14 protein-coding genes are annotated in these 15,983 nt (G+C 48.3%); 9 read left to right on the forward strand and 5 right to left on the reverse strand.

Annotated features, from left to right (window positions below; genetic code table 11):
• Positions 1 to 229 precede the first annotated feature (229 nt).
• From CVV44_03605 to CVV44_03630, 6 genes are read left to right on the forward strand one after another with little or no spacing between them, the layout of a single operon-like run.
• Complete coding sequence (locus CVV44_03605) at positions 230 to 2,038, forward strand: hypothetical protein (GenBank protein ID PKL40702.1); 1,809 nt, start codon at positions 230 to 232, stop codon at positions 2,036 to 2,038.
• 1 nt (position 2,039) lies between these two features.
• A complete protein-coding gene (locus CVV44_03610; protein PKL40703.1) occupies positions 2,040 to 2,735 on the forward strand; it encodes an NADP oxidoreductase in 696 nt (231 codons plus the stop codon).
• A 21-nt stretch (positions 2,736 to 2,756) separates the two neighbouring features.
• Positions 2,757 to 3,308, forward strand: a complete 552-nt coding sequence (locus CVV44_03615) for an NADP oxidoreductase (GenBank protein ID PKL40704.1) — start codon at positions 2,757 to 2,759, stop codon at positions 3,306 to 3,308.
• A gap of 12 nt (positions 3,309 to 3,320) precedes the next feature.
• Positions 3,321 to 4,775: a Ni/Fe hydrogenase subunit alpha gene (locus CVV44_03620; protein PKL40705.1), complete on the forward strand. Its 1,455-nt coding sequence runs from the start codon at positions 3,321 to 3,323 to the stop codon at positions 4,773 to 4,775.
• Positions 4,776 to 4,781: 6 nt separating this feature from the next.
• The gene (locus tag CVV44_03625) at positions 4,782 to 5,249 is read left to right on the forward strand and encodes a hypothetical protein (protein PKL40706.1); all 468 of its coding nucleotides are present in this window, start codon (positions 4,782 to 4,784) and stop codon (positions 5,247 to 5,249) included.
• Between the two features lie 38 nt (positions 5,250 to 5,287).
• Positions 5,288 to 5,659: a hypothetical protein gene (locus CVV44_03630; protein PKL40707.1), complete on the forward strand. Its 372-nt coding sequence runs from the start codon at positions 5,288 to 5,290 to the stop codon at positions 5,657 to 5,659.
• Positions 5,660 to 5,719: 60 nt separating this feature from the next.
• Here the strand turns inward: CVV44_03630 and CVV44_03635 are convergent, their stop codons facing one another.
• The 3 genes from CVV44_03635 to CVV44_03645 are packed head-to-tail and all read right to left on the reverse strand — an operon-like array spanning position 5,720 to position 10,512.
• Positions 5,720 to 7,618: an acetyl-CoA hydrolase gene (locus CVV44_03635; protein PKL40708.1), complete on the reverse strand. Its 1,899-nt coding sequence runs from the start codon at positions 7,616 to 7,618 to the stop codon at positions 5,720 to 5,722.
• A gap of 34 nt (positions 7,619 to 7,652) precedes the next feature.
• Positions 7,653 to 8,237, reverse strand: a complete 585-nt coding sequence (locus tag CVV44_03640; protein ID PKL40709.1) for a hydrolase — start codon at positions 8,235 to 8,237, stop codon at positions 7,653 to 7,655.
• A 55-nt stretch (positions 8,238 to 8,292) separates the two neighbouring features.
• The gene (locus CVV44_03645) at positions 8,293 to 10,512 is read right to left on the reverse strand and encodes a hypothetical protein (protein PKL40710.1); all 2,220 of its coding nucleotides are present in this window, start codon (positions 10,510 to 10,512) and stop codon (positions 8,293 to 8,295) included.
• Between the two features lie 133 nt (positions 10,513 to 10,645).
• Here CVV44_03645 and CVV44_03650 point away from each other — a divergent pair, with 133 nt between their 5' ends.
• Positions 10,646 to 12,193, forward strand: coding sequence for a hypothetical protein (locus CVV44_03650; protein PKL40711.1), 1,548 nt, complete (start codon positions 10,646 to 10,648; stop codon positions 12,191 to 12,193).
• A gap of 11 nt (positions 12,194 to 12,204) precedes the next feature.
• Here CVV44_03650 and CVV44_03655 read toward each other — a convergent pair whose 3' ends face one another.
• Both CVV44_03655 and hypC read right to left on the reverse strand, forming a co-directional pair.
• Positions 12,205 to 13,053, reverse strand: a complete 849-nt coding sequence (locus CVV44_03655) for a hypothetical protein (protein PKL40712.1) — start codon at positions 13,051 to 13,053, stop codon at positions 12,205 to 12,207.
• A 6-nt stretch (positions 13,054 to 13,059) separates the two neighbouring features.
• Positions 13,060 to 13,311 carry a HypC/HybG/HupF family hydrogenase formation chaperone gene (gene hypC, locus CVV44_03660; protein ID PKL40713.1) on the reverse strand — a complete coding sequence of 84 codons (252 nt, stop codon included), beginning with the start codon at positions 13,309 to 13,311 and terminating at the stop codon, positions 13,060 to 13,062.
• 241 nt (positions 13,312 to 13,552) lie between these two features.
• Between hypC and CVV44_03665 the strand changes: the two genes are divergently transcribed.
• Positions 13,553 to 14,215 carry a hypothetical protein gene (locus tag CVV44_03665; protein ID PKL40714.1) on the forward strand — a complete coding sequence of 221 codons (663 nt, stop codon included), beginning with the start codon at positions 13,553 to 13,555 and terminating at the stop codon, positions 14,213 to 14,215.
• On the forward strand, positions 14,215 to 15,936 hold the full coding sequence (locus CVV44_03670) for a beta-N-acetylglucosaminidase (GenBank protein PKL40715.1): 1,722 nt from the start codon (positions 14,215 to 14,217) through the stop codon (positions 15,934 to 15,936). Before CVV44_03665 ends, CVV44_03670 begins: the two co-directional genes overlap by 1 nt.
• Positions 15,937 to 15,983 lie beyond the last annotated feature (47 nt).

A 15,983-nucleotide genomic window follows, 5' to 3' on the forward strand; every position in this document is an offset into this window, starting at 1 on the left:
TTTTTTTCGATTGAAGAATATGGGTCGTCATTAAAACTTGTTTTTGGATTAAATACCACATGCCTGCATTTGTCTGGAATCCAGAAAAAATGTTGCAGGACATTGTTCTTTCCCCATTTAAAACGTAAAATGTCACATTGACGTGCTTATTTTAATTATTTCATTGGGTGAAGCGTGGGTATTGTTCCGTATTTTAAGCATTATTAATCCTATAAAATAAAGAGGGGTTATGGCAAACTTAGCAGATGTTGTAAAACAGGCAGTCAAAAGGTACGGAGACGCCTCCAAACTGCTGGATATCATACGCGATGTCCAGACTGAAATGGGTTGCGTATCCGATGAGGCTATTAAAGCAATAGCCGGAGAGTTAAAACTATCCCGTGTGGATGTAGACGGTGTCGTTACTTTCTATCACTTTTTTTCAAAAGATCCCGTGGGCAAATATGCTGTGTATCTTAACAACAGCGCAGTCGCCGGCATGAAAGGCAGAGCGGCAATCGCCAGAGCTTTTGAAAAGGAAACTGGAGTCAAGTTCGGGAAAACAACGGCAGACGGATTGATTGGTCTTTTTGATACATCCTGTATCGGGATGAACGACCAGGAGCCGGCAGCCATTATTAATGGAGTCGTGTTTACTAACCTGACCGAGGCGAAGGTAAAGGATATCGTTGCCGGCATGAAAGCCGGGAAGGATGCCGGAACACTTGTCAAGGAGCAGGGAGACGGCCAGAATCAGTCGGCGTTGATCAAATCCATGGTCAACAATAATATCATGAAAAAAGGACAGGTTCTTCTGGCGCCTTTTGAATCAGGAGCGGCGGTTAAAAAGGCGGCTTCCATGAGTCAGACCGGCGTTATCGAGGAAATGAAAAAATCAAATCTGCGCGGACGCGGCGGAGCAGGATTCCCTACAGGAATGAAATGGGAATTCACCGGCAAGTCTGCGGGAGATAAAAAGTATGTTGTATGCAACGCCGATGAAGGCGAGCCCGGTACATTCAAGGACAGGGTTATCCTGACGGAAATTCCCAAGATGCTTTTTGAGGGAATGGCTATTGCCGGATATGCCATCGGTGCCGATGAAGGCGTTCTGTATCTCAGGGCGGAATACATGTATTTGAAAAAATATCTCGAAACCATTCTGGAAGACCTGCGGAAAAGCAATGTAATCGGAAAAAATATCGGCGGGAAAAGCGGTTTTAATTTTGATATAAAGATTCAACTCGGTGCCGGCGCTTATGTCTGCGGCGAAGAATCGGCCCTCATCGAATCGGCGGAAGGCAAGCGCGGTCAGCCACGCAACAGGCCTCCCTTCCCGGCGCAATACGGTTATATGGGGAAACCTACCACGGTAAACAATGTGGAATCCTTCTGTGCGGCAGCCCGCATCGTCCTTGAGGGTGGTGACTGGTATGCCAAAATGGGCACGGCCCAGTCAAAGGGCACAAAGCTGCTCAGCGTTTCCGGTGACTGCGAAAAGCCGGGAGTTTATGAGGTTGAGTTCGGTATGACTGTACAGACCCTGCTGGAGGAAACGGGCGGACGGAACGCCGTTGCGGTCCAGGTTGGCGGTCCTTCAGGTACATGTATAGGAAAAAAAGACTTCGGAAGAAGGATTTGTTTTGATGATCTGGCCACGGGCGGTTCCATAATAATCATAGGTCCCCAGACGGATCTTCTCGGTGTTGTTCACAATTTCATGGATTTCTTTGTTGAAGAATCATGCGGTTGGTGTGTTCCCTGCCGTGCAGGAAACGCAATCCTCAAGAGCAAACTGGAGAAAATCCTGCATGGTCATGGTACTGAAACCGACCTGAATGAGCTGGAAGAATGGTGTAAGATTGTAAAAAGCATGAGCCGCTGCGGTCTCGGTCAGACATCACCCAATCCCATTCTTACCACTATCCAGAATTTCAGGCACCTTTATGAAGCGAAACTTCAGAAGGGAGTTGACTACGCGACTGAATTCGATTTAGCAGCCGCTGTGAAGGATTCCTGCGAAGCGGCAGGCAGAAAACCAAATTTAGAGGGTCATTGATATGAGCGAAATTAAATTCACCATAGATGGAAAAGAATGTTCAGCAAAACAGGGACAGACTATTGTAGAAGCGGCCAAAGATAATGGCATATTCATCCCTGTTTTATGCCATTTTGAAGGCCTGAAGCCTGCCGGAACCTGCCGTATCTGTACGGTAAAGGTAGGCGGCAGAAACATGGCAGCCTGCACGACACCGGCCACGGCCGGAATGGTTGTGGAAAATGCCGTTCCCGAATTGGAAAACATGAGGAAAGCCATTGTGGAAATGCTTTTCGTCGAAGGAAACCACATGTGTCCTACCTGTGAGAAGAGCGGGAATTGCGAACTTCAGGCTCTGGGTTATCGTTATCAGATGCTGGCCCCCAGGTTTCCGTACCTGTGGCCGGTCCGCGATGTGGACGCTTCCGCGCCGAAGATAATTCTCGACACCAACAGGTGCATCCAGTGCCTGCGGTGTGTCAGGGGTATCACTACGGCGGACGGCCGACATATTTTCGGTCTTGTCAGCAGGGGAGACCGGACAGCCATTAAGGCCGATCCGGAACTTGCAGCGCAGATGTCCGACGAGCAGGCCGCCAAGGCCATGTCACTGTGTCCCGTAGGAGCCATCCTTAGAAAGGAAGTGGGCTTCAGTACTCCTATCGGTAAGCGCAAGTTCGACAGCAATCCGATCGGCAGCGATGTTCAAAAATCATAAGGAACTGAATGGAGGATCACAATGAGTAAACCCGTAGTAGCAACTGCGTCTCTGGCCGGCTGCTTTGGATGCCATATGTCACTTCTCGATATAGATGAAAGAATACTCGATCTTATCAGCCTGGTGGAATTCAATAAATCACCGATCGATGACATAAAGACTTTTACTAAACAGTGTGACGTGGGAATCATCGAAGGCGGATGCTGTAATAGTGAAAACGTAGAGAATCTGAAGGAGTTCAGAAAACATTGCAAAGTGCTTGTTGCCCTGGGCGAGTGCGCCATCATGGGCGGACTTCCCGCAATGAGGAACGGTATCCCTGTAAAGGAATGTCTCCAGGAGGCATATATTTCAGGCCCAACCGTTTCTGGAGTCAACCCGGAAAAAATCATCCCCAACGATGATGAACTTCCCATGATTCTTGACAGGGTATATCCCCTGCATGAAATCGTGAAAATCGATTACTATCTGCCGGGATGTCCGCCCCGTGCCGACCTGATATGGAACGCGTTGGTGGCTCTGGTCAAAGGCGGGGATATCGACCTTCCGTATGAAGTACTCAAGTTTGATTAAAGGGGTAATGAAATGGGAAAAAAAATAACAATAGAACCGGTAACCCGTGTCGAAGGACATGGTAAGGTTACCATACAAATGGATGATGCAGGAAACGTGGCCCAGTCCCGTCTGCACATCGTCGAGTTTCGCGGTTTCGAGCGTTTTGTTCAGGGAAGACCCTTTTGGGAAGCCCCTGTTCTGGTGCAGCGTCTCTGCGGGATATGTCCGGTCAGTCACCATCTTGCGGCAGCCAAGGCCATGGACGTTATCGTGGGCGCGGGAACCGGCGAGGGTTTGACAAAAACCGGCGAGAAGATGAGAAGACTCATGCACCATGGGCAGATGTTCCAGTCTCATGCGCTGCATTTTTTCCACCTGGTTTCTCCGGACCTTCTTTTCGGAGCCGATGCCGATCCGGCAATCCGTAATGTTATTGGTGTCGCACTGGAGCACAAGGACCTGGCGGTTCAGGGTGTAATGATGCGGAAATACGGTCAGGAAATCATCCGCGCCACGGCCGGTAAAAAGATTCACGGCACCGGCGCTATCCCCGGCGGTATCAACAAGAACCTGAGTATCGCCGAGAGGGATGAGTTCCTTAAAGGACCTGATCCGCTCAATATCGAAAAGATGGTCCAGTGGGCACAGGGAGCCCTTGACCTTTTCAAGGATTACCATGCCAAGAACAAGGACCTAATCGATAATTTCGCCGTTTTTCCGTCCAATCACCTCAGCCTCGTGAGAAAGGATGGTGCTATGGATCTGTACCATGGTGTTCTCCGGGCCGTAGACAAGGATGGAAAGAAAATACTGAATGACGTTGATTATCAGGATTATTATAAATACATCAATGAGGAAGTGCGTAACTGGAGTTATATGAAGTTTCCCTTCCTTACCTCTCTCGGTAAAAAGGATGGATGGTATACTGTTGGACCTCTGGCCCGGCTTAACACGGTAGAATTTATCCCGACTCCTTTAGCTCAGAAAGAATTCGAGGTATACAAAGCCTATACCAACGGCAAACCCAACCATATGTCCATGCATATGCATTGGGCCAGGCTTATTGAGCTCCTTCACTCAGCAGAGGTTATCAAGGATCTTCTCAATGATCCTGATCTGCAGGGCAATGACCTTGTTGTCAGCAAGGGGAAACGGCAGGAAGAGGGCACGGGCCTTATTGAGGCTCCGCGCGGAACGCTGTTCCATCATTACAAGGTCGATGAGAATGACCAGATAGTCATGGCAAATCTTATTGTTTCAACAACACACAATAATCAGCCCATGAATAATGCCGTGGAATACGTCGCCAAAAAAGTTTTTAACGGGCAGTCAAACATTACCGAAGGAATGATGAATCGTGTAGAAATGGCAATCCGGGCCTATGACCCCTGCCTGAGCTGCGCGACTCACGCTCTTGGACAAATGCCTCTTGAAATCACCATGGTTGGTTCCGAGGGTGATATTCTGGACAGGAAATTAAAATAGACCGCTGTGTCAGAGAAGGATATCATAGTATATGGATTCGGCAACCCGGGCCGTCAGGATGACGGCCTGGGACCGATTCTGATAGAAAAGCTGGAGGCGGAAAGCATTTCCGGTATTGTTGTTGACAGCAATTACCAGCTTAATATAGAAGATGCTTATGATATTTCTCAGGGAGAGGCGGTTATCTTTGTCGACGCTTCAATAGACTGCAAGGAGCCTTTTTCCTTCGAAAAATTGACGGCGGCGCAGGAGATACGGTTCACTACTCATGCCATATCACCGCAGTCGGTTCTGGCCCTGTGTCAGGATCTGTATGACAGGGATGTCCCGGCATATATTCTGGCAATTCGGGGATATGAATGGGAATTTAGCGAACCAATGACCCGGAAAGCGGAAAAGAATCTTGATGAGGCTTTCATTTTTATTAAAAAGAAGCTGAATGAGATGAAAAACGGGTTGAGGCATGAAATTTAATAGTTGATTTAATCGAGCTAAATTACAGGAGGACCACAATGGCAGTTAAAAAAATTCTTGTTATAGATGATGATCCAGATATACTTGATTCCGTGAAAGCTATTCTTGACGCAAACGGATTTAATACCGTCACTGCCCAGAGCGGGAAAGACGGTATTAAGGCATTTTCCGATGAAAAACCCGATCTCGTTCTCGCCGACATGATGATGGAAAGTGTGGACGAAGGTTCAAAGGTTGCCAATAAAATAAGGGAAACGGATAAAAAAGTTCCGATCTTCCTGCTCAGCAGTATTGGTGCCGCAACATCTATGAACATAGATCCGGCATCTCTTGGGTTTAACGGTGTTTTTCAGAAACCGGTAAATCCTGACAGCCTTGTTTCCACGGTCAAGAAAGCCCTGGGAATGTAATAATTCAAAGTATTGTTTAGAATTCAACAGGGGCCGTATGCCTGAGGCTTGCGGCCCTTTTTATTCCATTTTCCTGCTGAAGGGCATGGTCAGATCGTAGAGCCCTCCATTTCTTGATTTTTCCACTTCCCAGCCCATACTCTCAAAAAGATGCAGCATAATATCATTTTCCCTCAGTACCATGGCTGTAAAACCCAGCAGACCTTCTTTTTTTGCCAGGAGGGCCAGGTATTCAAGAAGTATTCTGCCGATCCCCCTGCTATGAAATGCGTCACTTACCGCGAAAGATGCCGCTGCCATGAGCGAGGTCCGGTCCGTGACATACTGCGCGATGCCTACAACGGTTTCTTCCCAATTATCACGGACTATGGCGAGAATGGTCATTTCTCGGGAAAAATCTATGACGGAATATTTCTGCAGCGTGTCCCTGGGGATGAACTGGATGTTGGCGAGAAACCTTCGGTACAGGCTTTTGTCCGAGAGGGAATAAAAAAAGTGTTTCAGGCGGTCTTCATCGTTGATATTCACGGGTCGGATGAATATCTTCAAGCCGTCCTCTGTTGTACGATATGCCTCGAGGTGGCGTGGTGGAATGCCCTGATCTCCGGAGATGTATCTCTGATCGGAAGGAATCAGCCCTCTTGACCGGGCCTCCTGGATAAGCCATGATCTGAATTCAGGATGGGCAATGGAGATAAGGGATAAAACACGTTCGCGAATGTTTTTCGCATACAGGTAGGCGATACCGTATTCCGTAACCACATAATGAATATCTCCCCTGCCCAGGGTACAGCTGGCGCCTTCATCAAGGGCTGGAACGATGCGTGATATTTTCCCGTCATTGGACGTAGAGCGCATGGTAAGGATTGCTTTTCCTCCTGAAGAAAGGGCGGCTCCCCTCATAAAGTCCGTCTGTCCGCCGATTCCGCTATAGAACGATCCGCCAAGAGATTCCGCCGTTGCCTGACCGGTAAGATCAATCTGCAGGGCAGAGTTTATGGCAGTCATATTGTTCTGGGAAGCGATAGTGAAGATATTGTTCGTGTAGTCGATGGGGCGGAATTCGACCGATGGATTTTCGTGAATGTAGTCATAGGTATCCCGGGATCCCATGCAGAAGGACACGGTGGTTTTGCCGCGGTCTACATTTTTTCGCGAATTGTTTACTATGCCGCTGCGCATGAGTTCAACGATACCGTCCGTGAGCATCTCGCTGTGCACGCCAAGGTCTTTCTTGTTGTTAAGGCTTTTCATTATGGCGTTGGGGATGCTGCCGTATCCGACCTGGATGGTATCGCCGTCCTGGATTATCCGGGCCGCGAAAAGACCGATTTCGCTGGAGATGTCGTCGGGAACCTCCTGTCTGTACTCGAGTATGGCTTCGTCATAAGGTATGAGAATATCGATATCTTCGGCGTGAAGATAGCTGTCTCCGTGTACCCGGGGCATTGCAGAATTAATCTGTGCGATTACGAGGCGGCTGCTCTCAACGGCTGATTTTACAATATCAACGCTGATGCCAAGGCTCAGGTTTCCATGGCGATCCGGCATGGAAACCTGAATGAGTGCCACGTCAATGCGTATAATCCCGCGCTGGAAAAGGGACGGGATTCGCGACAGTGCAATGGGAGTATATTCTCCCATACCGCGGTTGATAATGTCACGGGAACTGTCGCTGATGAAAAATGAGCTGTGTCGGAAATTTTCACGGAATTTTTCTTCTGTGTAAGGAGCCACTCCCATGGTCCAGACATGAAAAACATCGGCACCGAAAATGGCCTGGGTATTTTCTTCGACGAAGGCCGAAAGTGAATTAACGAGATACTGGGGTTCGCCGCATGAGGAACCGATAAAGATTGAATTACCCCGCTGTATCCTGCCAAAGGCCTCTCGGACGGATGTGAATTTCTCCGGGTACCTGGTTTTCAACCTGTCCAGATTGACAGAGTCTTCATTCATATAATCCACCTGCCCTGAATATACAACATTTTTACTATGGTATCATTTCTCCCTTGAGGCCCAGTAACTCTGCTGATTCCCTCATGCCCAATATGGTGATATTGATCAATTCATTGATGTCAAGTCCCAGCATGACGGCTCCTTTTTCTATTACATCCCTGTCCACACCTGCAGCGAAGGATTTATCCTTCCATTTCTTTTTAACGGATTTGACCTCCATGTCCAGAACGCTGCGAGACGGTCTGACCAGCGCTGAAGCGGCAACCAGTCCGGTCAGTTCATCGCAGGCGTAAAGAAACTTTTCCATATCGCTTAGCGGTTCGACATCGCTGAACATTCCCCAGCCATGGGAAACAACGGCCCTGATAATTTCATCGGGCCAGCCCCGTTCTTCCAGAATTGAAGCCGTTTTGGTGCAGTGCTCACGGGGATATTTTTCATAGTCGAGATCATGGACAAGACCGACGATTCCCCATGTGTTTTCATCATTGTCCGTCATCCTGGCCCGGTATCTCATAACCGATTCCACGGCCAGCGCATGACGGATGAGGCCCGGGTCAGTGGTATATTCCCGGAGAAGAGCAAGGGCTTCATCTCTTGTAGGTGTTATTTTATGCATGTATGCCTCCCGTATAATGGACCCGGACCGGGAAACAAATCCGATCCGTATCTAGTCAGACGGTTTTTTTAACAACGATAACCGTCAGGTCATCCTGAAGAGGAGTGTTTCCCGTAAAGGCATAAAACTTCCCGAGTATGGATTCTATCATTTCATGGGCGCTTAAGCCCTGCGGGGCAGCCTGGAAAGATTGTTTCAGGCGTTCCATCCCGTATCGTTCGTGATCCCTGGCGCTTTCAATGAGACAGTCACTGTAGAGGAGCAGATAATCCCCATCATCAACGCTGAAAGTCATACTGGTATAATTTTCATCGATCGTAGACATACCTATGAGTTTCCCCCGGATGTCTCCCGATGGAGGATGCACGCAGGAAACAGGCGGTGATCCTTTTTTTTTCAGCAGAAGATTGGTATGCGCACCGTTGACATATTCAACGGCATTGCCTTTGATGCGGAGAATAATTCCCGTAAGATAGTTTCCCACGGAGCCGATCTCGGAAATCAGTTCCTCATCGATAATGTCCATAACCTTGTTCAGGGGGAGGTCGAAGTTTGACCTGAAAACACGGAAAATGACAGACTTGGAAATCATGGTGATAAGTGCCGATGCTATGCCATGGCCGGAAACATCGAAAAGCGAAATGCCCGTGAGATTTCCATTGGCAGAGTAGAAGTCATAGAAGTCACCGGAAACACCGGACATGGCCTTATAGACAAAGGCGATGTCCCAGCCTTCAATCAAGGGTGGTGTTTTCGGGAGGAACCTGCTCTGTACCTGTTCAGCCATATCCATATCGTGTTTCATGATCCTCTGTGCGTTTTCCAGGTCCAGATTTAACTTTATGAGGCTCTCGTTGATTAATTCCATCTCCTCCATTGCGGCTATCGAATCTTTATTGGCGGTTTCCAACTGCCCGGTTCTTTCTTCAACCTTGTTCTCAAGATTGATGTTCAGATTCTGGAGCTGAGTGTTTACTATTTCAAGATCGGATGATTTTCGGGTGAGTTCCACGGAAAGCCTTTCCATTTTGCCCCGCGCCATGGCATTCTGGCTGGCCACGATGAAGGCCTGGGCAAAGATGAAGAGGAGGAGGCCCAGGTGGGTGATATGCGGGGCCCTGATGATGTTGTTGGCTTCGAGGATATCTATGGCTGCAAAAATGAAATATGCTAACAGGCCCGAGAGGGAAATCAGTACGAGGTAATTGCCGTCGCGCCAGGCTCCTCCGATGAGCAGGTATAACCCGTATACGCAGAAGAGAATAAGCATGATATGGAAAACAATCAGTGATTGATACCCGGCATGAACGGGTGAGAAAAGAACAAAAAGTATCAGCGGCGATATCGTAATCCAGAGTGCACGGGATACCCTGATGGAGATGTACCGGCTGAAGGCGGCCTGGAGAAAGGACATGAAGAAGGGCAGAGCCGCATACATGGTCAGAAAACTCAGTTTCAACATCAGCTCAAATGATTCACTGGAAGTGTTGAACTGCTCAAAATACCTTCCTTTCAGGTAGGTTCTGAAGGCCATGTCGATACAGCTGATCCCGAGCCAGAGAGGAGCCTTTTCATTGCGTCGGAGAAGAAACAGAATGAGATTGTACAGACCGATGATTATCAGGCAGCCGATGACAAAAAGGTCACGGGCCGTTATAATCTCACGTTCCCTGAATACCTGTTCAGGGAGGCCTATGATCGGAGAGTAACGCATCCCGCCGTAGGTGGTGGAAAAGTCGGCTACTTCCAGAACGATGGTTGTGGCACCCGGGGACTGGAAAGAGGCAGTGAGCGGTACGAATAGATGCCTGGTCGTTTCGGCGGTCATTCCGGGATCGCCGCCGCTGCCGATCAACACCATGTTCCCCTGATTATCAGAGGCATAGGCGCGGTATGAAGAATAGATGAACGGTATATATATGCCGACACTGTTTATATTGTCAGGGAGATCAATAATGGCGCGGTATGAGGCGAATCCCTGGTATGGGATTATGCCGCCGTCTTTTTTCGTGAACCCATGCCATGCGTGTGGTATGAAGATATAGTCCGGCGATAGAGGCATGTTTTGACCGCTAGACCGGGAAACCAGGTATGTGTTCCAGTAAAATTCCCAGGTACCGGACAGGTTTACCGGCCCGTGATTCAGGAAGTCATGGTTTGAGAGGTCAATAAAGCCTTTTTTCAATTGCGGCACTGTGGCTTTTTGACGATCCCGGGTATCGCACGCGGTTAAAAAAATTAAAAGGACGGTTATACCTGCGATCAATTGCTTCATGTCTTCATTGCACCACGGTTGCCTTATATTGACACGGACTCGGACTGCATGTCAAGTAGTTAGCTCTTATAGTAAAAATTTTTTAAAATTATCAGTTTACATTTGTCGTCGGGTCATTTAGGATTTGTGTCACATGACGGGATTACGGGAAAACATAAAGGCCATTGTAATCGGTTCCGGAATAGGCGGGCTGACCGCTGCGCTCTACCTCCTGAAAAGCGGGAAAGATGTCACTATATTTGAACAGAACGAATCTCCCGGGGGAGTAACCGCAGGAATTATTCAGGATGGGTATTGCTGGGACCTGGGACAGATGATACTGGAGGGCTTTGGCGAGGGTGAGCAGGCTGGCCTCATTATTGATGAACTGGATTTGCGAGATAATCTCATCATAACACGCGGAGAGAGGACATGCTCCTATCCTGATTTTATGCTGGAGAACCTTGAAAAATCACCGGATATTTTCTGGCGGCGGGAAAAACTTAAAGAATTATTTTCCGATGAGAAAGAAGGGATCGATCTCTATTATCGGCTCTATGTGCGGTTCATGGAGATAGTGACGCTGGCACGCCGGGCCGAAAGGGCTGACGGGGCTGCCGTAATTTTTCACAAGATTCGCATGTTCATTAAAATTATACCACTGCTTCCAAAAATCCGATGGAATGCCGCAAGAATGATGGATTTTCTATTCAGGTCTCAAAAACTGCGTTTACTTTTTCTTTACATGCTGGCGGATTTTTCCGTGCGTCCCCGTGAGTTCCCTGGCCTGGGAATTACGGCGGTAAATCCTGAACCGGCCTTTAATAAGAATATGCCACTGGCTATATCGAAAACGGGCCGGCATCCCGGATATTATCATATCAAGGGCGGATGTGCCATGTTGTGTAAAGTAATGGCGCAGGAAATTGAAAAGAGAGGCGGTATTATCATTACAGGTACGACCGTGGAGCGCATCCTTATCAACGGAGAAAAGGTAAATGGCATTGTAACCGGTGACGGCGATGTGCTCACCGCCAATGTAATTTTCGCCTGCGGCGGGGCCCGAGAACTCTTTTTTGACCTTATCGGCCGGGAGTTCCTCCAGTGGCAATTCATCGAACGGGTTGAAAGCCTCCCGCTGATGGAATCGGTTTTTATGGTACATCTCGGAATAACATTTGATCCAACACCTCATCAGTCAAATGCCGTCTGTTATTATTATAAAACCCGTGACATTGAAAGAGCTGTTACGGGTCTGCGTGAGGGACGATATCATGAGGGTGATGACGGGTTTGTCATTTATATTCCCTCCATGGCCTACGAGGGCGCAGCACCGCCCGGTTGTCATGCCGTGACAATATACACGGTAGCGCCGAATAAACCGACATCGGGGAGCTGGAAGGAAAACCGGGAAGCATTTGCCGATAAACTCATCGGCCTTGCGGAGAAACATATCCCCGGTCTCGAAAAACATATTGCAACTAAGGTCATCATCACACCGGAAGAATTCCGTAAAAAAGCGTATGTTCAGCACCATTCCTTCGGTGGAGCTGCACCCGTCATGGGGTCGAAGTCCATCCCTCACCGGACACCCTTCAGGAATTTGTGGTTCATCGGGTCTCAGAGCGAAAGCGGTGCCGGGGTGAACAATGTAATGCATGGTGTCTGGAAAGCGGTACGGCAGATGGAAAAGGATAAATAAAATACCTGGTGCTATACAAGGCAGCCGCACTGCCTGAGCAATTTCTCTCCATTGGCATGGAAAATATTTTCATAGAATTCATCGGAAAGGCTCAGGGACCGCAGGGTATCTATTTCAACCTCACGGGGGAACACAAGGTTGGGGAAGTCGGATCCGTAGACGATACGGTCACGATATTTTTCAAGAGTTTCCCGCGGCAGATTGAATCCGACTTTATGACCAGCCGAATCATCGGGGAAAAAACTGAAGGATGTGTCGAGATACATCCGGGGGCAGTTATCCAGGAGTTGCATGAAATCGCCGTATTCCAGCCCCCCCATGTGGGCCACGTTGCAGGGTAGTTCCGGATATCGCTCCATGAGCTTTGCGAAGTGTTTGTATCCGACAAAATCATTTCCCACGGGTCCGGTGCCCGTGTGAAAGAGGATGCGTTTCTGTTTTTCAATCACGAGTTCATAGAGGGGGAAAAGACGTTCGTCCTGGGGATGAAAATTCTGCACCAGGAGATGCAGCTTGAAACCGGCAAAGCGGGGATGATCTGCAATCTCCCGGGCCATATCAATGGCATCATCATCACCGGGATGATAGGCGGCAAAGCAAAAAATGTTATCGTTGTTTTCAACGAGTTCACGGTTCCAGCGGTTTAGTTCTCCGGCAACTCCGGTGCGGTGGGCATAATTGGAATAGACGATGGTGCCCACGCCATGGCTGCGCAGGTAATCAATACATTCCCGTGAATAGTATTTGTATATGACTTCCCATTTGTACTGCGATACGAAGGCTTTCCAGATGGCATTGAAAAGCCGATCGGGGAAAAGATGTGCGTGAAAATCGATGATGGGGCAAGGCACTTCGTTCATATGGCATCAATGTCCTCGAGGCGCCGCTCCTTCACTTTCAGCCTGAAGACGGAGATATTCATCCCATGCCTCATCAATTTCCTGTGCTGCCTTAGGATCAAGTTTCTCAATGATAAAACCGGCGTGTATAAGAACCTTATCGCCGATTTTTATGTCGGGTGCCAGGGTTGTATCAACGGGAGTCCGGACTCCCCTGGATTCGGCAATGGCTTTATTGCCGCTTATTTCTATAATTTCCATGGGAACTGCAAGGCACATGATTATATCTCCACATTGATTAGTTTACATAATGACAAATAAGACGTCATTTATAAGTGATTTCTTAAAGTATCCATATTGATATTGACAATTTGAATATATGATAATTCACTTATTACAAAAATAAACGGTACTGAAAATATGTCAATAAGAAGACTGATATTTTTTTTTATCCCTGGGGAAATGCTGTGAAGATTTGTTCAAAATGTTAATGTTGAATTAAGCAGAATGCAGTATATTTATGATGGAAGAGCTGATGATTGAAATAAAGAGCTACCGCGTTACGGCGGAAAAGGAAGTCATGGATATTTGTTATAAAACCGGATTCATGGGCTCCAGTCTCAAAAGAGACGGCAGGTTCAAAGATGCAACTCTTTTTGCCATGCTCTTCTGTCTATACTATCTTCGCCATGAACCGGAAAAGTGTTTCATCGCCTGTGACCGGAATAAGGGGGATAAGACTGTGGGATATATCATCGGTACCGATGATACGAACAGACAGAATGGTAATTTTAGCCATAAAATGATGTGGAGAATAATACCCCGGCTTTTTATGTATACCTGGTGGCGCTATCCTGAATCATTCCGTGAGGTCATGGCATGGGTGAAGCGCGGCATACCTGAACCGGATACTGATCTGGTACGGGTATATCCGGGACACCTGCATGTCAATGTCCTTGAAGAATACCAGGGTCACGGCCTGGGGACCCGTCTCATCTCAGCCTTTGAAAGCCGGATGAACTCCCTGCAGGTGCCGGGGATTCACCTGGGAACTTCAAATCATAACACCGGGGCCATTTCATTTTACCGGAAGCACGGATACCAGGTGCTCTCAGACAGCGAAGGGGTATTCTGGAGAGGCGTTGATGATTATCATTTTATCATAATGGGGAAACTGCTATAATGAACAGTATAATGAAAAGAATATGGACGGGCGTTGTTCTCTGCGTGATGCTTCCGCTTTATGGCAATGATAAAACTGTAATGGAGAAAGACATGACCAGACCGCATATTATTCCGGCGCCGGCATCGCTGGTTATTAATAGCGGCGCCTTTGTCATTAATGAAAAAACACAGATTATCACCAGCTGGGGACGCGATGAAAAAAGAACGGCCTACATGCTGGCCGAAATACTGCGTAATTCCACGGGCTTCCCCATCCCCGTGAGTACCAGGATGTTCAATCCTGTCGAGAAGGGAAGAAGAAATGTTATTTACTTCTTTCTCGATTCGAGCCTTGCTGCGGATCCCGTTGAATCCTATGAACTGACCGTATCGCTCGATTCGGTACTGCTCCGGGCGGGAAACCATGAAGGAATATTCAGAGGCATGCAGACTATCCGGCAACTGCTGCCGCCCGAGGCAACGGGGGAGAAAAAGATTATAACAAACGTGGCATGGAGGGTTCCCGCCGTTATGATCAAGGACAGGCCCCGCTTCTCATGGCGTGGAATGAATCTGGACTGCAGCAGACATTTCATGACAAAGGACTTTATCCTTCGCTACCTGGACCTCCTGGCCTACTATAAGATGAATATCCTGCACCTCCACCTTACCGATGATCAGGGTTGGCGCCTGGAGATTAAGAAATATCCCAAGCTCACGGAAATTGGCGCCTGGCGTAAGGAGCCTGGAGGCATCGTGCACGGCGGCTATTACACACGCGAAGATATCAGGGAAATCGTTGAATATGCCCGTGAACGTTTTATTACGGTTATTCCGGAAATTGATATGCCGGGCCACTGCATCGCGGCCCTGGCTGCATATCCTCGTCTATCCTGCACGGAAAAACAACTCGAAGTGGTGCCCAGCTGGGGAATTAAACAGGAGGTCTATTGCGCAGGCAAGGAGGAGACCTTTAAATTCATTGAGGATATTCTCGACGAGGTGATGGACCTCTTTCCGTCGGAATACATTCATATAGGCGGCGACGAGGTCTTGAAACACCGATGGAAGAAATGCAAACGGTGTCAGGAACGTATGAAGGAAGAGAACCTGGAGGACGAAGTAGCGCTGCAGGGTTATTTCATCAGGCGCGTGGCACGATACGTGGAAGATGAAGACAGGAAGATCATCGGCTGGGATGAGATACTGGAAGGCGGATTGGCGCCCAATGCAGTGGTTCAGTCATGGCGCGGGATCAGCGGCGCTGTAGAGGCGGTGCGGCAGGGACACCAGGCCATCGTATCTCCCTTCGACTACACATATTTTGATTATGGACTGGCAAAAACTGATTTGAAGAAAGTATACAGCTTTGACCCTATGCCTCCTTCACTGAAAAAAGAGGAGAAATCAATGGTCCTGGGTACAGAGGCCAACATGTGGACAGAATACGCGCCGCAGGAAACCATCGACAGCAAGGTGTTTCCCCGGCTTCTGGCTCTGAGCGAAGTGGCGTGGACATATCCCGCTAAAAGGGATTTCGTGGAATTCCAGGCCAGGGTGAAGCTTCATTACCGGAAGCTCGACGCGCTGCAGGTCCAGTACGGAGCTGAAACGGAATCCTGGATATTTTCAATAAAATACTTTTTCCGCGATGTCACGGCATTTTTCGGTATTCTGAAAGAAGACCCTTCGCTGGCCATGGCGAACCTGAAAATGTATTTTGGAATGGATGAAGAATAGGGCGATTGTCGTCGTGTTTATTGAAACGCGTGAATTGTAGAGGCGTT

It is taken from the genome of Spirochaetae bacterium HGW-Spirochaetae-1, from assembly GCA_002839375.1.
In the GTDB taxonomy this organism is placed as follows: Bacteria; Spirochaetota; UBA4802; order UBA4802; family UBA5550; genus PGXY01.